We start from the raw sequence: 22233 nt of genomic DNA on the forward strand, positions 1-22233 counted from the left end.
GTGGACCGGTTTGTCGAACGCGGCGGCAACGTCGCCCGGTTCGCGGGTAACTTCCTGTGGCAGACCCGGATCGAGGACGAAGGAAGAAGGCAGATCTGCTACAAATACACCGCGCGTGACTGCGACCCGGTTATGGGCACCGATCAAGAGGTTCTGGTGACCGGCGCGTGGGAGGCTGCGCCAGTGAAATGGCCCGGATCACAAACATTCGGGGCGAACGGGTTGATGGGGGTTTATGCGGGTCTGGGGCGGTGCGCAGGGCAGGGCAGCGGCGGGTTCACTACCTACCGACCTGGACACTGGGCGCTGGAGGGTACCCAACTTGGCTATGGCGACGTACTGGGGGCCGGATCGCGCATCTTTGGCTATGAGGTCGATGGGCTGGACTATCGGATGGAGGATGGGTTGCCATTTCCAACCGGTGCAGACGGCACCGATCAAAGCGTCGAGATCATCGCGATGGGTCTGGCTACGAATGTGGAACCGGAACATGGTGTATGGGGTGAGACGATTTACATCGGTTCCGACGATGCCGCGTTCAAAGCGCTTGCCATGTTTGGGGAGCTTAGTGACAAAACTCTGGACCGGGCAGTGCGCGGAAACGGGGTGATCGTGTATTGGGAACGCGGTCAGGGGGCGGTATTCAACGCCGCCACCTGCGAGTGGGTCATGGGCCTTGCGCGCCAAGACTGGCAGGTCGAATGCGTTACGCGCAACGTGCTTGACCGCTTTGGTACGCCCGCCGCCTAGCCTGAACGCCACCCTGCTTCACGCAGTGCGTGCCCGTAACTGGGTGCTGTGCGCATTCTGTGACCCAGTCCTTTGCCGAGCAGCAATTTGTGCAGTTTTGGCAAGTTGTAACAGGGCACATGCATGATCATGTGATGTTCCAGATGGTAGTTGACCCAATAGGGGGCCACCAGCAATCGCGCTACTGGACCGGCAAAGGTTGTGCGGACGTTTTGCAACGGGTTTTCTGATTTTTCGGTCGCTCCGTGTTCCGCGATGTTGCGGATGCGCAAGACGAACTGAAACCATGTGAGATAGGGTAGCAACCAGAAGGCAAGTCCCCACCACCACTGGCCCGCCAGCCCCATGACGAACATGATGCCCAGAAAAATTGGGAGGGATTTCCAAAGTTGGGCCGCATTGAAGCTTTGGGCGAAATCCGAGGCCGCCGCTTCGACGGCATCCTTGTCCCCCGCAAGTCGAAACGACATCACGATCTGGCCCCAAAGCTGTTTCAACCCCGTTCGCCCTGTCAGGTCGCGTGTGAACTTACGCCGCATCGAGGCATGTGAGGTCGGAAACTTTGAGGACAGGACCAGATCGGGGTCTTTTTCGGTTTGGGTAAAGCGATGATGGGTAAGGTGATAGTGACGATAAGCCTCAAGCTCCGCCAGAATAGGCCTGCCGCACAGCCACTCGCCGACCAATTCGTTCAAACGCTTGTTGCGGAACAAGGCATTGTGGGCTGCATCGTGCATCAAAATCGCCAGCCCAAGTTGGCGCGATCCGATGACAACCACGGCAAGTAGGAAAGTCAGAGGGTTCGGCCAAAGTGCAAAAACAATCAGCGCCGCCGCGATTGTTCCCCAGCAATGAACCACCAGACACACACCCATGCGATCTGAGCGTTGCGCCAGAGGACGAATCTCTTCGGTAGTCAGATAGGCCTTTCCGGGTGTCATCACGGCGCCTCCCGGTCGGAAACGTCTCAGATTCGGGCTGCGCCTGTCAATTTCGCCGCAGCGTCACTACTGCGTCGGCAGCCGCGTCATAGGCACTCGTTAACCATTGGTTTGCGACAACGTTCCCCGGAGCCACCCGGCCCGCGGAACCCTGCACAGACCCACACAAAAATCGTGGCCCCTGACGCGGCTGCAGCCATTACAGCCTCTGGTGCGTGCAAATCGTTTGCGACTGCCCCACCAGTCCCACAAGGATTAACCCAACCCCCTCTAAGCCCAGAGCGTTCAGTAGCTTTCCGCCATGTGCTCTGATCTTCATCGGGTTTGCCCCCCTCATGTTGCCAATCTGGCTGAGGGTAGATTTGCCCGAAACCTGTGGTTGCGTAAGTGAACCAGATCACAATCGGTGGATTTTTTTAAAATTTCTTTCAGCGCCAGTCGAAAAAGCCTTGGCCAGCCTGGTCCAGAAGGCGACTTGCCATGGCACGACCCATCTCGCTGCCGTCTTCGACAGGTCCGGTGACATCATCAGCAATCGATTCAGAACCGTCTGGCCTGAGGACTTCGCCGCGCAGACGAAGATTGGCGCCCCGCAATTCAGCCAAACCGGCAATTGGTGTTTCGCACGAGCCGTCGAGCGCGGCCAGCAATGCGCGTTCAGCAGCCAGTCTTTGGCCGGTTTCTGCGTGGTGAATCGCCTCAAGCATCTCGGCGGCGCGGAGGTCATCTGCGCGTCGTTCGATCCCGATCGTACCCTGCGCGATGGCGGGCAGCATGTCATTGGGAGAAATTGCGGTCGCGGGAACATCGGTCATGTCCAGCCGCCGAATACCGGCCATGGCAAGAAATGTGCAGTCAGCAACGCCTTCGGCCAGTTTTTTCAACCGGGTCTGCACGTTGCCCCGAAATTCCACTACCTTCAGATCGGGGCGGCGATTCAGAAGCTGTGCCCGGCGGCGCAGTGACGAAGTTCCGACGACAGCTCCCTGGGGCAGATCGTGGATCGATGCGAGCGACGGAGAGATGAACGCGTCCCGCACGTCCTCGCGCGGCAGGAATGTATCGAGCACCAGACCGTGGGGTTGTTCGACCGGCATATCCTTGGTCGAGTGAACGGCGATGTCGATTGAGCCCTGCAACATAGCCTCTTCTATTTCCTTGGTGAACAGACCCTTGTTGCCAATCTCTTTCAGCGGACGGTCGGCGTCGATCATGGCACGGTTGTCGCCGGTGGTCTTGATGACCACGATCTCGAACGCGTCTTTGGGCAGGTCGAACGCCTCGCTCAGCCGATTGCGGGTTTCATGGGCTTGGGCCAGCGCCAGCGGCGAACCACGGGTGCCGATCTTCAGCGGCGAAGCGGGGGAGGGTAAGTTCGAAATCATGGGGTCAGCTTTAGTCGCGTCACATTGCCCTGACAATGGGGGCAGAGCTTGACAAATTGCCGCCGAAGGCGGACCCGTGACGGAAATCGGATTTTTGGGGGCGAGCATGGCCGAAACAAAAACATTGCTGCGGGCGCTGGCGGGCGAAGTTCAAAAGGTTCCGCCGATCTGGATGATGCGCCAGGCAGGGCGGTACCTGCCGGAATACCGCGCCACCCGGGAACAGGCAGGTGATTTCTTGCGGCTGTGCTATACACCCGATCTGGCGGCCGAGGTGACGTTGCAACCGATCCGCCGCTATGGGTTTGATGCGGCGATCCTGTTTGCCGATATTCTGCTGGTGCCGCAGGCGCTCGGGGCCGATCTGTGGTTCGTAACCGGCGAGGGGCCGCGATTGTCAACGATTCAAAGCCAGGCCGATTTCGATGTGTTGAAACCGGTTGAAGCTGTTCACGAGACTCTGAACCCGATTTATGAAACCGTTCGAATACTGTCGCGCGAATTGCCGTCGGAAACCACGCTGATTGGATTTGCGGGTGCACCATGGACTGTCGCCACTTATATGATCGCCGGTCGGGGTACGCCCGATCAAGGACCGGCGCATGCCTTGCGCGAGGGCAATCCAGCACTGTTTGACGCCTTGATCAAGCGGATCACAGCGGCCACGATCGAGTATCTGTCTGCCCAGATCGAAGCCGGTGCCGAGGTTGTCAAAATCTTTGATAGCTGGGCGGGATCGTTGAACGGAGAGGCGTTCGCCAAATACGCAGTCGAACCTTGTCGGGTGATCACGCAGGCCCTGAAGGCGCGCCACCCGGGTATTCCTGTCATCGGGTTTCCGCGAGAAGCCGGTGACGGGTATGTTGGCTTTGCCAAAACCACGGGCGTGGACTGTGTGGCTCTCGATAACTCGGTGACGCCGGAATGGGCCGCAGAGCACGTTCAGGTCGATGGATGCGTGCAAGGGAATCTGGCCTCGTCGCATATGGTGACCGGCGGGCAGGCGTTGATTGACGAGACTCGCCGAATCGTCGCGGCCTTTTCCAATGGGCCCCACATCTTCAATCTGGGCCACGGGATCACGCCGGATGCTGATCCGGAAAATGTTCAGATCATGATCGATACGGTGCGCGGGCGTTAGGGGCGAGGGGCCAACCCCTCGCGCTCCCCGGGGTATTTCAGACCAGAAAGAAGCACCAAGTCAGTTCCTGTCCAAAGCTGAGAGTTCGCCGAGGATTTCGTCCGTGTGTTCGCCGCGTAGCGGGCTGGGTAGCGGAGTCCAGTCGTGGTTTGAAAAACGGGGGGCGCAGGCGGCCTGGAAGATGCCGTTTTGGGTTACCCAGGTCTCGCGGGACGCGTTCATTTCGTGGCGAGCCGCCTCGGCGGGGCTGAGAACCGGAGCGACGCAGGCGTCTGTGCCCAGAAACAGCCCGGCCCAATGATCGCGCGGTTTTTCCAAGAAGATTTCGGCCAGTCGCGAGGTAAGGGTCGGCCACGCGGGTCTGTCAAATTGCTTGAGGAAATCTGGATCTTCTGCGAGGCCCATGCGTTCGAGGAAGAGTGTGTAAAACTTCGGTTCAAGGCATTGCACCGTCACATAACCGCCATCCGAACATGCATAGGTGCGGCTCCAGTGGGGGCCGTCAAGCAAGCTTTCCCCGCGTGTCTCGGACAGGTTTCCGGTTTGCGACAAACTCATGAGCAGGTTCATCATGTGGGCCGAGCCGTCATAAATTGCGGCGTCGACCACTGTTCCACACCCGTTGACGCGAGCATTGAGTAAACCCGCTAGCAGGCCGGTCACTAGGTACATCGCACCGCCTCCGATATCACCGAGAAGAGTTGCCGGTGTCTGCGGCGCATCGCCGGGGTTTGACCCGTACCAAAGCGCACCCGACAGAGAAATATAGTTCAGGTCGTGGCCCGCCTGTTGAGCCAAAGGACCGTCCTGCCCCCAACCGGTCATGCGTCCGTAGACGAGTTTGGGGTTTAGTGCATGACAAGCTTCGGGGCCTAGGTCCAGTTTTTCCATCACGCCGGGTCGGAAACCCTCGATCAGCGCATCGGCGGTGGCAATAAGGCGTTGCGCGGTTTCATTGTCTGTGGCGCTTTTGAGATCCAGCGCGATGGACCGCTTGCCCCGGTCGAGCAGCGAACGTTCCGGCATTCCAGGCGTGACCGGGCCGCCCTTGCGGTGCACGGTGACTACGTCTGCACCGAGATCGGCGAGCAGCATGGCTGCGAATGGGGCAGGACCGAGCCCTTCGAATTCGATGATGCGAATGCCGTTCAACATGCGATGCTCTCCGTTTGGCAACAAGGTTCAGGTGTGGCCGGGGGATTGCAAGGGGTTGTTCATGCGACGTGACGTCCTGACAGAGTGCTCTATGCGCAATTGTTGGCCTGTGCTTTTCTGGGCTCTGAGGAGGAGTGTGCCATGCCAGTTGTCGACTATGAAAAGGATGGCCGTATCGCGCGAATTGCCCTGAATCGCCCAGAAGTATTGAACGCGATCAATGATGAATTGCCGGTGGAACTGGAGGCCGCAGTGTCGCAGGCAGACGCCGATCCGGAGGTGCACGTCATGATTTTGTCCGGACGGGGTCGCGCCTTTTGCTCGGGCTATGATCTGGCCTTTTATGCCGAAGGCAATGGTTCTGGAGAGGTGACGCAGCCAATGCCCTGGGACCCGATCAAGGATTATCGTTTTATGTGGCGCAACACACAGCATTTCATGTCGCTCTGGCGTGCTATGAAGCCAGTGATCTGCAAAGTGCATGGGTACGCGGTTGCAGGTGGGTCTGATATCGCGCTGTGTGCCGATCTGACCATCATGGCCGAAGATGCGCAGATCGGATACATGCCTGCGCGTGTCTGGGGCTGTCCGACGACTGCCATGTGGGTTTATCGCCTGGGGGTAGAGCGAGCCAAGCGGATGCTGTTCACCGGGGACAAGATTTCGGGTCGCGAAGCCGCCGACATGGGCCTCGTACTAAGGGCGGTTCCGGCAGATGAGTTGGATGACGCGGTCGAGGAACTGGCAGCACGGATGGCGGCGGTTCCGATCAACCAACTGGCGATGCAGAAACTGGTGATAAACCAGGCCATCGAACAGACGGGACTGATGCAGACACAGCGGCTGGCGACGATTTTTGACGGTATTACCCGGCATTCACCCGAAGGCATAAACTTCAAGGCGCGCGCCGAAGATGTGGGTTGGAAACAGGCGGTGGCAGAGCGTGACGAAGGGACGTGGGACTGGACCGGGAATTTCGAACTTCCCAAGCGCAACAGGTAGCAGACTTGTTCTGAAAAGAATTCGAGACTAGCCTGAATTCTTGCAACATCTCATGCACATTTCTGGGGGGAGCGGCATTGAGAGCCTGGTTGTTTTTTTTCGGCTGCGTCATCGCGATTGCGCTTGCCCTCATATATACGCGGCTTCACCCGCCTTCCTCATTCAAATTCGCTGCAGGCCCCGAAGGCGGGTCATATGAGAGTATCGCCAAGACCTATGCGGATCGTCTTGCCAAAGATGGCATTCGGCTTGAAATCTTGCGGACTGCCGGGTCTGTTGAAAACGCACGCCTGCTGTCGCAGGGAGCGGTGGATGCGGGTTTCCTGCAAGGTGGCATCCCGATCGAAGATGACAGGATCGAGGCGATTGGAGCCGTATTCTTTGAGCCAATGGTGTTCCTCGGGCGCGCTGATGCGATCATTCCGCGCAACCCTGCTGAATGGAAAGGTTTGCGTATAAACAGCGGTGTGTATGGATCAGGAACCGAGGCCGCCTTTCGTGACTTTGAAAGAGCGGTAGATTTATCGCGAGAAGATAACACGCACTTCGAAATCGGATATGCCGAGGCAATTGATGCTTTGATCAACGATGAAATTGATATTGCCGTGTTTGTCGCGCCGATCGATGCGCCCTATCTAAAGCGGGCATATGAGCAATCCGAGTTAAGGTTCCTGCCAGTCGAACATGTCCAAGCCATTTCGCGCAGACTGGAATATGCCAGTGTCGTAACGGTTCCGACAGGAGGCATGTCTTTGGATCCTGTGCTTCCGCCTGGACCTCGTGAATTCATAGCTTTGGAAGCGCGGTTGGTTGTCGAGCCTGATTTGCATCCCGCCCTGATAAACCGCCTTACCACCGCCGCGATAGAAGTGCATCGAAAACGTGGGATCATAACCGACCCGGGCATGTTCCCGTCGATCGAAGGGACCGGATTGAAAGCCAACAACACCGCACGGCAATTGATACAGGAAGGCCCGTCTACATGGCACGATTGGTTGCCCTATTGGATAGCTGCTCAGGTCAATCGTGTGCTTCTGCTGTTCCTGCCATTCTTCTTCATTGTTGTTCCATTGTTGCGGATGCTGCCTCGCGCTTATGCTTATGTTCAGCGTTGGCGGGTTTGGCAGCACTATCCCGAGATAAGGCAGATCGAAGAAGAGTTGTCCGAGGAACCTGAATTGTCAAAACTTGAGGCGATGCAAACGCAGTTGGTCGATCTGGACAACCGCTTTGCTACGCTTCGGCTTCCAGCCGCCTACAGACAGGGACAATATGATGCCCGCCTGCATCTGGAACTCATTCAAAAACGGGTGAATGAGATGATTTTATTGCGACGGAAAGCTGCTGGCAAAAAGATTTGAAATCGTTTTGTCCCGAAAAACAGTTGATTTTTGTCCGTCATAAAACACAACTTCACCTCCGGAAGGGATCGACCGGGTAACCGACGCGTGCAAGATACAGGCCTTGCGGTGGGCAAACCGGACCGCAGGCAGCCCGGTCTACGGCCTTGAGAGCCAAATAGACGTCCTCGGGTGACCACGCGCCTGCTCCGACCCGTTCAAGTGTGCCCACAAAACTACGCACCTGGTTGTGGAGAAAGGAACGTGCTCGGACGTGGAAATGGATTTCCGGTCCGGAAAAGCCATCGACCGCTTCGACGCGAAACTCGTCCAGGGACTTGACGGGGCTGGCAGACTGACAAATCGAGGACCGGAACGTGGTGAAATCGTGCCGCCCGATCAACATGTCTGCGGCTGCCTGCATCGTTGATACGTCGAGTGGATGACCGATCCGCCAGACCTGCCCTTTGTCATGTGTGGCCGGAGCGCGTCGGATCAGAATACGAAATAGGTATTGCCGCTCGACCGCCGAAAAGCGCGCGTGCCAGTCGTCCGCGACTTGAGAGGCCTGAAGAATTGCGACTGGTTCCGGCTTGAGGTGATAATTCAGCGCTTCAGACAAACGGAAAGGGTCCCAGTCCTTTGCCAGATCGCAATGGGCGACCTGACCAAGGGCGTGAACGCCTGCGTCGGTGCGGCCGGCCGCAGCAATTGTGTGAGGGCCGGGTTCGAGCTTGGCCAGCGCATCCTCGATTGCTCCCTGAACCGAGGGCAGCTCTTTTTGGCGCTGCCAACCGGCAAATGGGGCGCCGTGATATTCGACTTTCAATGCATAACGTGGCATGGCCGCGCTGGTAGCCCGGAGAGGCGGACAAGTCCAGTGGGGAGGTCTGCCGTTCTGTGTTGCACTGGTAACCCTGCACGGACGTGCCTATCTTGCGGCAAGTCGTGAGAGAGGCAGCGTATTGGTCATTTCGACTCTGGCAGACAATATCATGCGCGGTGTGGAAACCGTGGGCGACCGTGTGTCCGAAACCTTGTTCGAACCGGTGATCCGGCTGGGGGTGACGGGGCTGGCACGCTCGGGCAAGACGGTGTTCATTACCTCGCTTGTGGCCAACCTGCTGGATCGAGGGCGGATGCACGGGCTGACGGCAGAGCAGGAGGGCAGGATCGTTGCCGCATATCTGCAACCGCAACCCGATGACACGGTGCCGCGCTTTGACTATGAAACTCATCTAGGGGCGCTGACCGGGCCTGTACCTCGCTGGCCCGAAAGCACCCGCGCAGTGTCGGAATTGCGTTTGTCGCTACGCGTGCAGCCGGGTGGGTTGCTGTCAGGGTTCAAATCGCCACGCACCGTGCATCTGGACATCGTCGACTATCCTGGGGAGTGGCTGCTGGACCTGGGTTTGTTGGACAAAACCTATGCCGAGTGGTCTGGTGAGGTTTTGACAGGGGTCGCGGCACGACCACAGGCGCAAGCGTTTCTGGCGCAGTTAAAAAGCACCGATCCGGGAGCCACACTTGACGAACAGGTGGCGCAGGGTCTGGCAAAATCATTTACGGGATATCTCAACGCCGCACGGGAGGCTGGGTTTTACGACTGTACTCCGGGGCGGTTTTTGTTGCCCGGTGATTTGGCGGGCTCTCCGGTCCTGACATTCGCACCTCTCCCGGTGTCGAGTCCTTCGCGGCGGCGGACTTTGCATCGTGAGATGGAGCGGCGATACGAAGCTTACAAGTCACAAGTGGTCAAGCCGTTCTTTCGGGACCATTTCGCCCGTATCGACCGTCAGGTGGTTTTGGTCGATGTCTTGGGCGCAATCCACAAGGGCCCGAAAGCAGTCGAAGACATGCGCCGTGCGATGGCTGACATCCTGTCGGCCTTTCGGCCCGGTCGGAACGCCTGGCTGAGCGGGCTTTTGCTGGGTAAGCGGATCGAAAAGGTTCTTTTTGCCGCTACTAAAGCCGATCACCTGCACCATCTGCAGCACCAGCACCTGACCGCGATCATGGAGGCATTGACTCGCGAGGCCCGAAACCGCGCCCGGTTTGCCGGGGCCGAAACGTCGGCCCTGTCGATTGCTGCCCTGCGCGTGACCACCGAAGAGATGCGTCGCCACAATGGGCAAGACTTGCCCTGTGTTCGGGGTGCATTGCTGGAAACCGGCAAACAGGCGGCGTTCTATCCGGGGCGCTTGCCCGAAGATCCCGCGCAGTTGTTGGTGCCAGCACGCGATGGCGCAGAGGCATGGCTGGAGGGCGAATACGGCACCATGGCTTTTGCGCCGGCGCCTATTGACGGAAAGCCCGGTGTCGGCCCACCGCACATACGGCTGGACCGGGCAGCGCAATTCTTGATCGGAGGCAAGCTTTGAACGCGATCCTTCGACCAGCGCGCAGTACGGATGCCGGTAAGACCGGCAAAATCCTGTACGGATTCGCGCGCGAGAATGATTGGATGCCCAAACTCCATTCGCTGGCGGAAACGATCGCGTTCTGCGGGGCCATGATCGATCGGGGTTGGGTGACTGTTGCCGAAGGCGAGGATGGAGTTGTCGGATTTCTTGCTCGGGACGGAGCAGAAATCTGCGCGCTCTATCTGAGTGAACCGGCCAGAGGACAGCGGGTCGGACAGAAGTTGCTGGAGGATGCAAAGGTACGGCGGGGTTACCTGGTCCTGAAGGCATTCGAGGCCAACGCCCGGGCACGACGATTTTACGAACGTAACGGATTTGTCGAGGCTGGGTATGGCGATGGCTCGGCCAACGATGAAAACCTGCCCGACATCACTTATGTCTGGAAAAAGAAAGGATATCCCGGATGACCAATGGTCCGGTTTTGATCGATCTTTCAGACGAAAAAACGCCCGTGCCAAATGTGGCGCAAGCGCCAGACGTACCAGACTTGCAGGTTCCAAAAGGCAAGGCAATGCAAACCGTCGCCCGTGTTGCTACACGCAAGCCTTCTGGACTGGCAAAATGGTTCTGGGGGCTTGCAGGGGCGTTGGTCGGGGCGGTGGTATCTGTCGCGGCTTGGGATTTCGTTTCATCGCTGGTGGCGCGTGCGCCGATGCTTGGATGGGCGGTGACGGCTCTGATTGGAGCCTTGGTTCTCGTTGTGTTGCTCATTGGTCTCAGGGAAGTTGCGGCGATTGGACGGCTTGCCAGTGTCGATAGTCTGAAACGGTCCGCCGACGTGGCTCTGGCTGAGGGTGATCTAGGGAAAGCGCGGGCGGTGATCGGCAGACTGGCCGTTTTCTACAGGGGCCGCGAAGACACACGTTGGGGGCTGGAACGGCTGAACGAACGCAAAGGCGACATGTTTGACGCGTCAGCGTTGCTCGCGCTGGCCGAAGACGAGTTGTTGGCCCCGCTGGATGCGGCAGCCAGCCGTGAGGTCGAAGCCGCGGCACGGCAGGTTGCTACCGTCACTGCACTGGTTCCCTTGGCTTTGGCCGACGTGGCGACTGCTTTGGGCGCATCGCTACGTATGATCCGCCGCATCGCTGAAATCTATGGTGGCCGGGCAGGGGTCTTGGGTAGTTGGCGGTTGACCCGTGCCGTTTTCGTGCACCTGGTTGCGACCGGGGCGGTTGCGGTGGGTGATGATCTGCTAGAGCCGGTTCTGGGTGGGTCTATCCTCAGCAAACTGTCCCGGCGATTTGGCGAGGGGCTGGTCAATGGCGCGCTCAGTGCCCGCGTTGGCGTGGCCGCAATGGAAGTGTGTCGCCCATTGCCGTTTTCCTTCCGGCACAAACCTTCGACACGGGCTATCGTCAAACGTGCTCTGACGGGGCTGTTTAAAAAGGGATGATCCCGGCACTTAGGTTGATTTCCTTGCCTATGAGCGCCGCAAGGCAGCAAAGGCGAGCGCTCCACCAAACCCGATGAACATGAGACCCAAGGCTCCCGAAATCCACCGTTTTGCATTTCGGAATGCGGCGATGGCGGTCTCGGTCGAAAAGACCGTCGCGGTCACCGCGTGCAACGCCGCCGCAAGCAATCCGCAAAGTACGACGATACCGCCGAGAAACCAGTTAGGTGATGACGCTGGAATAACCGCGGTCATGATGGCACCGTAGAAAAGTGCGGCCTTTGGATTTGTTATGCTGACAATGAACCCGGTTCGAAATGATCGAGAAAGTCTGCGTGCTTGGATTTGAGGCGCTGTCTTCGAGCCGGTGTTTCCGAAGGCCGAGTTCAGCGACTTGACCCCCAGCCAGACCAGATAGGCGGCCCCTGCCAGTTTGAGTGCGACAACCGCCTTGGGGAACTGTTCGAACACAAGCGCTACGCCCAGAACTGCGGACAAGGCCCAAAGATAGGCGGCGCTGGCCATGCCAAACCCGGTCATGACACCGTGTTTGCGACCGTGTGTCAGGGAGGCGCTCATGACCGCGAACATGTTTGGGCCGGGTGTAATCCACGCCAGAACGTTCACCATTAAGAAAGTTCCCAAGGAAATTGCGATTTCCATCGAGTCCACCAGTTTCGTTTCGGTCTATGTAAGTGATCCGACGTCGACCCGCCAAGAGAGGTGTCGCGGAAAGGCTTGATCTGACGCAAGGCCGCCGCCCGTCGCATCGTCCAAGATTAGAAACAAGCAGAGGGTAAACAATGCCGGATCACGGTCACAGCCACGAAGAAATCGCCGAACGGATAAGCGCTCCGCCCGGGCGTGGCGTGTTGCGAGATATCGTCTATGGCGGCATAGACGGTTCGGTGACGACATTCGCTATCGTCGCCGGTGTCGCGGGCGCGGGCTTGTCGCCGTTCGTAATCGTAGCACTTGGCCTTGCCAATGTGCTCGCTGACGGATTCTCGATGGCGGCAGGCAATTATTCGGGCACAAAAGCCGAGTTGGACAACATCCGCCGCATCCGGGCGATCGAAGAGCGCCATATCGAACTCTACCCTGACGGCGAGCGCCGCGAAGTGCGTGCGATTCTGGCTCAGAAGGGCCTGTCAGGTCCGGTTTTGGAAGAAGCAACAGGCGCCGTAACTGCGGATCAGGAAAGCTGGATCAGCCTGATGCTGGAGGGCGAGTATGGGCTGGGAACTATCGATCCGCATCCCTTGAAGGCGGCCATCGCAACCTTCATGGCTTTTCTCGTCGCTGGAATGGTGCCGCTGTTGCCGTTCCTGTTCGGGCTGGATCACGCCTTTGCATTGTCGGCTTGGATGACGATGGGTGTATTCTTTACGATAGGCGCATTGAAGAGCCGCTGGTCGCTGGCCCCTTGGTGGCACTCGGGCGGTGAGACACTTCTCATCGGTGGAGTGGCCGCAGGGATCGCCTATTTCGTTGGAACCCTTTTTCAGACCTAGACACGATAGTTTGTCGCAGAAACGTGTCTGCCACTGGCGCGTGCACCTCGGGCAGGTAGAGTTGCCACTTCGATGCGTTGCCCAAGGATGCCATGACAATGCAGCATGCTGATACCAAGACGGTTTTGGTCCTGGGAGCATACGGTTTCATTGGCGCATCGGTTGTCCGTGCTCTGGTCCAGGGTGGATATGCTGTTCGCGGAATGGTCAGATCGGTGCGATTGGCTGATAAGGTCTTGTCCGGATGCAGCATCATTGATGGTGACTTGCGTCAAATGACGGAGCCTGAAAACTGGTCGCTTGCCCTGAATGATGTCGACATTGTCGTGAATTGCGCTGGCGCATTGCAGGACGGCGCTCAGGATGATCTTGCCGCGGTCCATCATCATGCGGTTGCCGCACTTGGCAAAGTTTGTGCCAAGAGTGGAATAGCAATTGTACAAATCTCCGCCATTGGGGCTGAAGCGACGTCCGACACCGCCTTCATGCGAACCAAGGCAGAAGGTGATGCCGCGTTGCGCCGTAGTGGTGCGCCGCTCTGGGTGCTGAAGCCGGGGCTGGTGATTGGGCAAACTGCTTTTGGCGGTACGGGGCTGCTGCGGATGCTGGCCGCCGTGCCATTTTTCCAGCCATTGGCCCAACCCGCGACACCGGTGCAATCGGTGGGGATGGAGGATTTGTGCCGTGTGGTCCTTGAAGCTGTCTCTGGCGAGTTGCCGCATGGAGAGTATGAGTTGGTCGAAGATCAGGCGCAGTCGCTGGCAGAGCTCATACGGCAGACCCGTGAATGGCTGGGGTTTCGGCCTGCTTTGTTCTCTTTGAATGTTCCAATTGTAATTACACGGCTTGTCGGACGGATCGCAGATGGGTTGGGGGTGTTGGGATGGAGGTCTCCGCTTCGAACCACGGCGCTTTTCGTCATGGAAACCGGAGTCGAGGGGAATGCCGCCACGTACCGGCAGGCCAGCGGGCGCCATTTGGTCGCTCTGCCAGAGATTTATGCCGGACTGGAATGCGCCCGGGAACACAGGCTTGCCGCGCGGATGTCATTGCTCATGCCGCTCGTCGTGGCGGTGCTCAGCTTGTTCTGGGTGTTGTCTGGGGTGTTCGGTCTAATCGGCTTGAACGAGGCAAGTGCGGTGCTCATCTCGGCGAACTGGTCACACTGGATGGCAAAGGTCAGCGTGGTGTTCTGGTCGCTGGTTGATATCGGCTTGGGACTGGCGATCCTGTGGAGGTCCTGGGCTGCATGGGCCTGTCTTGTACAGGTTGCGGTTGCAGCGTTTTATCTGGTTGCGGCGTCCGTGGTGACCCCGGAATTATGGGTCGACCCATTGGGGCCACTGGTCAAGATATTGCCGGCCATGTTCCTTTCCCTTCTGGCCCACCAGCTTTTGGAGAGCAGATGACAGATCCCGATCTTATCCTGCGATGGCTGCACGTGATCGGTGCCTGTGTCCTTCTCGGAACCGGTGCCGGGATCGCGTTTTTCATGCTGATGGCACATCGCAGCGACGATCCGAAGATCATTGCCCATACCACGGGGGTGGTGGTGCTGGCGGATCTTGTCTTTACCACGACGGCTGTCATTTTGCAGCCGGTCACCGGCATGCTGCTGGCTTGGCGTTTGGGATGGGGCTTGATCGAAGGTTGGCTTCTGCTGGCCCTCGTATTGTACGTCGTGACCGGCGCGTTCTGGCTGCCCGTCGTTTGGATTCAGGTGCAATTGCGCGACATGGCGCGGGGAGCGGTGGCTGAGCAGCAAGCCCTTCCACAGAGATATCACCGGTTATTCCGCACCTGGTTTGCATGTGGGTTTCCGGCCTTTCTAGCCGTTCTGGCAATTGTCTGGCTGATGCTGGCGCGGCCCGAGATTTCGGTACCGGTTTTTTGACACATGCCAATGTGGGCGTGCGGCAACGTTTGGATTTCGTCAGGTATTCCGCACTATGTGACAGCAGCACTGGCGGATAGGCTTTCCGCAAAACACTTCGGAGGGTCGCCGTGGAATCGCTGCTTGTACTTGTTGCGTTGATCGTCTTGGCCATTCCGGTGACTATTGTCATTCTGTTGGTCGGGCTGTCGCGCCTGCGAAAGCGCGTGGAAGAACTTGAACAACAAATCGCGCAACTCAGTCGACCTTTCGAGCGCGTGAAGCCGCCTGAAAAACGAACCGACCCAGTTTCTCAAGAAGCTTCGCGCGATGCCGAATCGGTGGAAAAGGAAAAAAATGTCAGCCCCGCGCCCTGGTCGCGTCCTGCGGTGACAGAACCAGATGCAACAGAAGCTGCCACCCTGACGCACCCCAAGTCCCCTGCTACACCGCCTCGTGCTGTGGTGTTCCGGCAGGACAAATTCGATGCGTTGGGCAAGTGGTTGCGTGAGAATTGGTTCTATGCGGTGTCTGCCCTTTCGCTGACCTTGGCGGGGATTTTTCTGGTTCAGTACGGCGTGGAGAACGGTTTGCTGCCGCCAGCGGCGCGAATCATCGCAGCCTTGGGGTTTGGCTCAGTTCTGATCATTTCGGGCGAGGTTGTGCGCCGCCGGTTTGGTGATGATGCGTCCTCAAGCACCGCATACCTGCCTTCGGTCTTTTCTGGGTCGGGGCTGGTCACGCTGTTTGGGGGCATTCTGGCCGCGCGCCAGCTTTATGACTTGATCGGACCCGAGGCTGCACTGTCCGCGATGGTGACCATCGCACTCATGGGACTTGTGCTGGGGTGGCTTCATGGGCCGCTGTTGGCGGCGGTGGGGTTGATAGGTGCTTTCGCCGCTCCGTTTTTGGTAGGCGGGTCGTCCGAGGATCCGTCGTGGCTTTACGTCTATTTCTTTGTCGTGACCGTTCTGGGATTGGGAATCGATACCGTCCGACGTTGGGCGTGGATTTCGGTTCTCGCGCTTGTCGGGGCCTATGCTTCTGCTTGGTTGGTTTCGCTTTCGTCGCCGTCAACCGACGCGGCGCTGATGGTCTATTCTACCTTGATTGCGCTGGCTGCCATCGTTGTTCCGGTCCGCCGTCTGACCCCGGATCATCCCGGCAGCATGGTTTTGGTGTCTGTACGTCGCAAAAAGGGCGATCCCTGGCCGGAATTCCCGACGCGGCTTGCCTTTGCCTCAGTGGTTGTCAGCACTGCATTCATCGCGTTGCGTTGGGGTGGATCAGAGACCGAGTTCTGGCTTGCCGTCTTGATACTATCTGGTTTGGCGGTGGCTTTGATCGTATGGGCGAGCGGTGCCCGCGCATTGCAGGACACGGTGCTGTTTCCAACAACCGGTCTGTTGTGGGTAGTTTGGGGCCAGGGATTTGATTTTGGCGCAGTTTACCGGCGGTTTTTCGAAACCTACACCGAAACACCCGAAGCGGATTTCCCATGGGTGGTTACCTTCTTGGTCGTGATCAGTGCACTGATTTCGGTTCTGTCGGCGTGGCGGTCATTCCGGGGTGGGCAAATGGCGGTCATCTGGGCCGGAGCGGCGGCGATTTTCGCTCCGACGATGGCGATCGTGTTGGAGGTTGCGTGGCAGCCGGCCGAGGTGATCGGGGCGTATCCATGGGCACTGCACGCGCTGGTCTTGGGCACCCTCATGGTAGTATTCGCCGAGCGTTTCGCTCGTCGAGACGGAGAGGACAGGATGCGCGCCGCGCTGGCCACGTTGTCCGCACTATCCTGCCTTACCTTTGCCTGTGTCATCGTGTTGAGTTCGGCTGCCTTGACGGTTGCATTGGCCGTCACTGTTGTTGCGGCGGCGGCGCTGGATCGCAAGTTCACCTTACAACCGATGAGTTGGTTCATCGCGGTCGGTGTCGTCACGCTTGGCTATCGGTTGGTTGTCGATCCCGGTCTGGACTGGTCGGACAGGGCGCCGCTGCCCGAGGTGGTGCTTGCGTATGGAGGCACCCTGGCTGCTTTGGTTCTATCCCTCTACTTGCTGCGACCGCTCTCGCGTCCGTTGGCCAGGCTGATGCTGGACAGTGCCGCGTGGTCGACGAGTGGTTTGTTTTTGTCGATCCTTCTTATGCGGTGGCTGGAACGCATCGCGGGCCGTGCGGATGAAAGCCATTGGGGGCTTGGTCTGCTCTCGGTGATCTGGCTGGGTCTGGCCTTTGCACAGGTGCAAAGGTTGGAGCTTGGCGGTAGGCTTGCTATGATACGAACGGGCCTGGCAGCCGTATTCGGTATTCTTGGCGGTGTAGCTCTGGTAGCGGCATTGACCGATGGAAATCCACTGTTGACCAGCCATGCTATGCCGGTGATTGGCCCGCCAGTCGCGAACACGCTGGTGGTTTCTTACCTGCTCCCGGCATTGGTCATCGGCTTTTCGGCCTGGCGGATCAAATCCATGCCTCCGTTGCTGCGGCGGGCGTCCGGAGTTGCGGCGCTGGCGCTTGCAGCCTTGTGGCTGGGTTTGGCGATCCGGCACTTGTGGCAGGGCGCGGCGGGGATGTATCACGAAACCGGCGTGACCCAGCCCGAGCTATACACCTATACCATCACGTTGCTGGTGATAGGTGCAGTATTGTTCTATCAGTCGCTGGCGCGGAATTCCGCGATCATGCGCAAGGCGGGCCTGGCCGTGATCGGTCTGGCCATCGCCAAGGTTTTCCTGATCGACATTGCGGGACTTGGAGGCCTGATCCGAGTGTTTTCGTTGCTGGCGCTGGGTCTTGCCTTGGCCGGTCTTGCGTGGCTCAACCGCTGGGCCATGCTGCGCCATTCGCCGCAGGCATCGGAACCTCTGGACCAATAGGCGGCACCGTCCTATAAGCCCGGGCATGTTTGACCGGCTGGCCATCATTATTCGAATTATTTCCCCGGCGCTCTGAGCAATCGAGACGCCGGGACAAGGTGTTTGAGACCTCGCACCGCACGATCGCCGTTATCCGCAAAAGACAAGCCGAAGGACGCCACCCATGTGCGCCGACACGACCACTGAAACACCTGACTACAAAGATACGCTTAACCTGCCCAGGACCGAATTCCCGATGCGCGCGGGCCTGCCCAAGCGCGAGCCTGAGTGGCTGGCCCGGTGGGAGCAGATCGGAGTTTATGACCGCCTGCGCGAAAAGCAGGGCCGCAAACCGTTCACACTGCATGACGGCCCTCCGTACGCGAACGGCCACTTGCATATCGGCCACGCGCTGAACAAGACGATCAAGGACATGATCGTGCGCTCCCATCAGATGATGGGCTTTGATGCGCGTTACGTACCCGGCTGGGACTGCCACGGCCTGCCGATCGAATGGAAGATCGAAGAACAGTACCGCAAGAAGGGCAAGAACAAGGACGAGGTGAACATCGTCGACTTCCGTCAGGAATGCCGCAAGTTCGCCGAAGGCTGGATCGACATCCAGCGTGAAGAGTTCAAGCGTCTGGGCATCACCGGCAACTGGCCTGATCCCTACATCACCATGGACTTCCATGCCGAGGCCGTGATTGCCGACGAATTCATGAAATTCCTGATGAACGGCACGCTGTATCAGGGCTCGAAACCCGTGATGTGGTCGCCCATCGAGAAGACAGCGCTGGCCGAGGCCGAGGTCGAGTATCACGACAAGGAAAGCTTTACAGTTTGGGTGAAGTTCAAGGTCGTGAACGCAGGTGATCTGAATGACGCGTTCGTGGTGATCTGGACAACGACCCCTTGGACCATGCCGTCGAACAAGGCTGTCGTATACGGCAAGGACATCTCGTATGGCCTCTACGAAGTCACCGGCGCGCCGGAGGAATGCTGGACTGCTGTTGGCGACAAGTTCCTGTTGGCAGATAATCTGGCCGCCGACGTGCTAGGCCGCGCCCGTCTGAACGACGACCAGTGGACACGCGTCCGCGATGTGACTGCCGATGAACTGGAAGATGTACAACTGACCCACCCGCTGGCCGGGGCCGAGGGCGGCAATGGCGAATGGGACGACCTCCGCGACTTCCGCGCCGCTGAGTTCGTGACCGATACCGAAGGCACCGGTTTCGTCCACTGTGCGCCGTCCCACGGTATGGAGGAATTTGAGCTATATCGTGATCTAGGTGAGCATCCACACGGTGGAACTTGGCTGGAGAAAGTCATCACCTATAACGTGATGGACGATGGCTCGTTCCGCGCGGATCTGCCGTTCTTTGGTGGAAAATACATCCTGTCCCGCAAGGGCGGTGAGGGTGATGCGAACAAGGCGGTCATAGACAAGCTGGTTGAGGTCGGCGGGTTACTGGCACGTGGCAAGATCAAGCACAGCTATCCGCATTCGTGGCGCTCTAAGGCTCCGATCATCTATCGCAACACGCCGCAATGGTTTGCTTCGGTCGATCGCAAGCTCGATGACGGTATGGGCGAGATGGGCGACAGTATTCGTGAGCGCGCCCTGCGCTCGATTGACGAGCTGGTAAAGTGGACACCGCAGACCGGCCGCAATCGTCTGTATTCCATGATCGAAGCGCGCCCGGACTGGGTTCTGTCCCGGCAGCGTGCCTGGGGTGTGCCGTTGACTTGCTTCACTAAGAAGGGCGCCTTGCCGACTGACGCGGATTACCTGCTGCGCAACGAAGACCTCAACGCTCGCATCAAGGCGGCGTTTGAAAAGGATGGCGCGGATATCTGGTACACGGATGGGTTCAAGGAAAAGATCCTCAACGGCATCGCCAACCCTGACGATTACGATCAGGTCTTTGACGTGCTTGACGTTTGGTTCGACTCGGGCTCGACCCACGCCTTTGTTCTGCGCGACCGCGAAGATGGGACCGAGGACGGCATCGCCGACGTCTACATGGAAGGCACCGACCAGCACCGCGGTTGGTTCCATTCATCGATGTTGCAGGCCTGCGGTACCATAGGGCGCGCACCTTACCGCAACGTGGTGACGCATGGGTTTACGCTGGACGAGAAGGGCAACAAGATGTCCAAATCGCTCGGCAACACCATCGTGCCCGATGAGGTCGTAAAACAGTATGGCGCGGATATCCTGCGCCTTTGGGTGGCTCAGACCGATTACACCGCAGACCAGCGGATTGGACCTGAAATCCTGAAAGGGGTGGCCGACAGTTATCGTCGTTTGCGCAACACGATGCGTTTCATCCTTGGATCGCTGGCGGATTTCACCGAAGCCGATCGCGTGGCAAACCCTTCAGAAATGCCACGACTTGAGCGTTGGGTTCTCAGCCGCTTGGCCGATCTGGATGCTCAGGTGCGCAAGGGTTATTCCGAGTTCGATTTTCAGGGTGTGTTCAGTGCCGTTTTCAACTTTGCCACCGTTGATCTGTCAGCCTTCTATTTCGACATCCGGAAGGACGCTTTGTATTGTGATGGCGACAGTCCGCGGCGCCGCGCCGCGCGTACGGTCTTGGACATCCTGTTCCATCGTTTGACGACGTGGCTCGCGCCAATTCTTGTGTTCACTATGGAGGAGGTCTGGCTGGAACGGTTCCCGGGCGAGAACAGCTCGGTTCATCTGGTCGATATTCCGGAAACTCCGGCCAACTGGAGAGACCAAGAAATCGAGGCGAACTTTGCCACCATTCGCCGCGTTCGCCGCGTGGTCACTGCAGCCCTTGAGATTCAGCGCCGGGACAAGGTAATCGGCTCCAGCCTCGAAGCTGCGCCTGTGGTGCACATCGAAGATGCGGATGTACGCGGTTTGATGGCTGAATTCGATATGGACGATCTGTGCATCACTTCGGGCCTTTCTGTGACCGGCGACCCGGCGCCTGCCGAAGCGTTCCGTCTGCCCGAAGTTTCGGGTGTCGGTGTCGTTTTCGAAAAAGCCGAAGGCGAGAAATGCCAGCGTTGCTGGAAAATCCTGCCAGACGTTGGCCGCCACACCCATGCGGGTGTTTGTGGTCGTTGTGATGACGCATTAGGATGAGCCAAACCTGAAGGGATCCCTTCGCCTGGGTGGCGAGGGGGTCTTGTTCATTCGAGAATGAAAAACTCGATTGTTGTGTCAAAGCCGGCGACCTCGCAAGATACGTGGTTGCCGGCTTCGACGGCCGATATGTCCATGAACTGTTTCGAACATATCGTTCTTGCATCCTGTCGCGAGGCCTCGTGCAGCATGCGCGAGCAAAGATTGATTGTCGGGCCGATGGCGGTGAAATCCAATCGGGTTTTGCTGCCGATATTGCCATAGAAAATGTCCCCGACATGCAGGGCCGCTCGAAACTCAGGGGCGGGGGTCGCAAGCCCATGGGCCATCGTTTTTCGCGCATGAGCAATGGCCTGCAATGCACCGTCCGCCGCCGCCTCTTGAGCGGTCAGGTCGTCCGGCGTGGGGAAAATCACGAGAGCCCCGTCGCCCAGGAATTTGAGGATTTCGCCGTTGTTGCGGGCGACCGAATCGTCGATGACCGCAAAGAAATGGTTCAGGAGCTGAAGAACGTCCTCTGACCCCATGCTATTTGAAAGCTGGGTATATCCCTTGATGTCTGCAAACAGAACCACGGCAGAGATAGTCTCACCCTCGCCGCGAACGATCTTGCCGCTCAGAACTTTCTGGCTGGTGGCCTCCCCCAAATAAGTTGCAAGGGTGATCTGTTTGTCCAGACGTTCAGTGAAAATCTCTTTCGTTCGCGCCAGGCATGACTGAACCCGCCGCAGTGCCATGATTTGTTCATCCTTGAACCCGCCATGAGATTGGGTCGCAAACTCGACGCAGCCGCTTACGGTTCCATCGAAGTTGATAAGAGGAAGCACCAGAACGTCAGTGTATCCCGCATTTTGGTAGTTTCGTATGTAATCCTCGAATTTAGCCGACGCATTCGTGGAGTCTGCCAAGCGTAATCGTATGGAGCGTTGTGTGGTGATGCTGCCATCAATCGGGGTCTTTTTGAAATCAACCGTGTCAAAGTATTCGTGCAGGAAAGTTACTCGCCGAACTCCCCCCTTGCTGGTCCATCGGGTCTGCATGCCTCGGATGCGCGGATGAATGAACAGTCCGTTGATGATGAGCGCATCAAGCCCGATACCGGCCTCGTTTAAGCGGTGCGCGCATTCCTTGACTACGGTCTCGAAGCTTTTTGGTGGTTGTGCTCCAGAGATCAGCCAGTTGCACACCGAGTGAATTTTGGCCGTGTCCACCATGACTTTTGCCCCGCCCCGTTTAGCCACTCATCATGCTCGGAAAGCGACGATGAGGCAATCGGGCGATGAATTCGCCAGATTTAACAACGGAATCCCAGAGCAACACGCATATCGGTTGCA

General features: G+C 58.2%; 18 protein-coding genes. 12 read left to right on the forward strand and 6 right to left on the reverse strand.

Translation table 11 applies throughout. The annotated features are described in order from the left end of the window. The coding region (locus tag AC2FLX_RS05395) for a N,N-dimethylformamidase beta subunit family domain-containing protein (RefSeq protein ID WP_496875389.1) at positions 1–750 on the forward strand (750 nt) is incomplete at its 5' end. On the opposite strand, the gene AC2FLX_RS05400 is transcribed toward AC2FLX_RS05395, so the two are convergent. Together AC2FLX_RS05400 and hemC are read right to left on the reverse strand one after the other, a co-directional pair. Further along, positions 747–1691 carry a fatty acid desaturase family protein gene (locus AC2FLX_RS05400; RefSeq protein ID WP_496810271.1) on the reverse strand — a complete coding sequence of 315 codons (945 nt, stop codon included), beginning with the start codon at positions 1689–1691 and terminating at the stop codon, positions 747–749. The two genes, AC2FLX_RS05395 and AC2FLX_RS05400, sit on opposite strands and share 4 nt — an antisense overlap. Before the next feature lie 428 nt (positions 1692–2119). Beyond that, positions 2120–3076: a hydroxymethylbilane synthase gene (gene hemC / locus AC2FLX_RS05405; protein ID WP_480748038.1), complete on the reverse strand. Its 957-nt coding sequence runs from the start codon at positions 3074–3076 to the stop codon at positions 2120–2122. Between the two features lie 106 nt (positions 3077–3182). Here hemC and hemE point away from each other — a divergent pair, with 106 nt between their 5' ends. Continuing rightward, a complete protein-coding gene (hemE, locus tag AC2FLX_RS05410) occupies positions 3183–4217 on the forward strand; it encodes a uroporphyrinogen decarboxylase (protein WP_480748037.1) in 1035 nt (344 codons plus the stop codon). Positions 4218–4277: 60 nt separating this feature from the next. Here hemE and AC2FLX_RS05415 read toward each other — a convergent pair whose 3' ends face one another. Then, a complete protein-coding gene (locus AC2FLX_RS05415; RefSeq protein WP_496810270.1) occupies positions 4278–5372 on the reverse strand; it encodes a CaiB/BaiF CoA transferase family protein in 1095 nt (364 codons plus the stop codon). 141 nt (positions 5373–5513) lie between these two features. Between AC2FLX_RS05415 and AC2FLX_RS05420 the strand changes: the two genes are divergently transcribed. Both AC2FLX_RS05420 and AC2FLX_RS05425 read left to right on the forward strand, forming a co-directional pair. After that, complete coding sequence (locus AC2FLX_RS05420) at positions 5514–6374, forward strand: crotonase/enoyl-CoA hydratase family protein (protein ID WP_496745010.1); 861 nt, start codon at positions 5514–5516, stop codon at positions 6372–6374. Positions 6375–6463: 89 nt separating this feature from the next. Continuing rightward, the gene (locus tag AC2FLX_RS05425) at positions 6464–7735 is read left to right on the forward strand and encodes a TAXI family TRAP transporter solute-binding subunit (protein WP_496810269.1); all 1272 of its coding nucleotides are present in this window, start codon (positions 6464–6466) and stop codon (positions 7733–7735) included. Between the two features lie 52 nt (positions 7736–7787). Here AC2FLX_RS05425 and truA read toward each other — a convergent pair whose 3' ends face one another. Then, positions 7788–8558: a tRNA pseudouridine(38-40) synthase TruA gene (gene truA / locus AC2FLX_RS05430; RefSeq protein ID WP_480748033.1), complete on the reverse strand. Its 771-nt coding sequence runs from the start codon at positions 8556–8558 to the stop codon at positions 7788–7790. A 121-nt stretch (positions 8559–8679) separates the two neighbouring features. Here truA and AC2FLX_RS05435 point away from each other — a divergent pair, with 121 nt between their 5' ends. From AC2FLX_RS05435 to AC2FLX_RS05445, 3 genes are read left to right on the forward strand one after another with little or no spacing between them, the layout of a single operon-like run. Next, on the forward strand, positions 8680–10095 hold the full coding sequence (locus AC2FLX_RS05435; protein ID WP_480748090.1) for a YcjX family GTP-binding protein: 1416 nt from the start codon (positions 8680–8682) through the stop codon (positions 10093–10095). Then, positions 10092–10544 carry a GNAT family N-acetyltransferase gene (locus AC2FLX_RS05440; RefSeq protein WP_496810268.1) on the forward strand — a complete coding sequence of 151 codons (453 nt, stop codon included), beginning with the start codon at positions 10092–10094 and terminating at the stop codon, positions 10542–10544. The genes AC2FLX_RS05435 and AC2FLX_RS05440 overlap by 4 nt, the downstream gene beginning before the upstream one ends. Continuing rightward, complete coding sequence (locus tag AC2FLX_RS05445; protein ID WP_496810267.1) at positions 10541–11533, forward strand: YcjF family protein; 993 nt, start codon at positions 10541–10543, stop codon at positions 11531–11533. Before AC2FLX_RS05440 ends, AC2FLX_RS05445 begins: the two co-directional genes overlap by 4 nt. Before the next feature lie 27 nt (positions 11534–11560). On the opposite strand, the gene AC2FLX_RS05450 is transcribed toward AC2FLX_RS05445, so the two are convergent. After that, complete coding sequence (locus AC2FLX_RS05450; RefSeq protein ID WP_496810266.1) at positions 11561–12163, reverse strand: LysE family translocator; 603 nt, start codon at positions 12161–12163, stop codon at positions 11561–11563. A 173-nt stretch (positions 12164–12336) separates the two neighbouring features. Between AC2FLX_RS05450 and AC2FLX_RS05455 the strand changes: the two genes are divergently transcribed. From AC2FLX_RS05455 to ileS, 5 genes are all read left to right on the forward strand, one after another. Beyond that, positions 12337–13047, forward strand: a complete 711-nt coding sequence (locus AC2FLX_RS05455; protein WP_480748029.1) for a VIT1/CCC1 transporter family protein — start codon at positions 12337–12339, stop codon at positions 13045–13047. Between the two features lie 98 nt (positions 13048–13145). Further along, a complete protein-coding gene (locus AC2FLX_RS05460; protein WP_496875390.1) occupies positions 13146–14456 on the forward strand; it encodes an SDR family oxidoreductase in 1311 nt (436 codons plus the stop codon). Next, positions 14453–14941: a DUF2269 family protein gene (locus tag AC2FLX_RS05465; RefSeq protein ID WP_496810264.1), complete on the forward strand. Its 489-nt coding sequence runs from the start codon at positions 14453–14455 to the stop codon at positions 14939–14941. Before AC2FLX_RS05460 ends, AC2FLX_RS05465 begins: the two co-directional genes overlap by 4 nt. A 110-nt stretch (positions 14942–15051) precedes the next feature. Continuing rightward, positions 15052–17796 (forward strand): DUF2339 domain-containing protein, encoded by a 2745-nt coding sequence (locus tag AC2FLX_RS05470; protein ID WP_496810263.1) that lies wholly within the window; start codon positions 15052–15054, stop codon positions 17794–17796. Positions 17797–17959: 163 nt separating this feature from the next. Continuing rightward, positions 17960–20899: an isoleucine--tRNA ligase gene (ileS, locus tag AC2FLX_RS05475; protein ID WP_496810262.1), complete on the forward strand. Its 2940-nt coding sequence runs from the start codon at positions 17960–17962 to the stop codon at positions 20897–20899. Between the two features lie 47 nt (positions 20900–20946). Here ileS and AC2FLX_RS05480 read toward each other — a convergent pair whose 3' ends face one another. Then, positions 20947–22113 carry an adenylate/guanylate cyclase domain-containing protein gene (locus tag AC2FLX_RS05480; RefSeq protein ID WP_496810261.1) on the reverse strand — a complete coding sequence of 389 codons (1167 nt, stop codon included), beginning with the start codon at positions 22111–22113 and terminating at the stop codon, positions 20947–20949. Positions 22114–22233: the final 120 nt, after the last annotated feature.

Source organism: Ruegeria sp. YKSF57 (assembly GCF_059612585.1).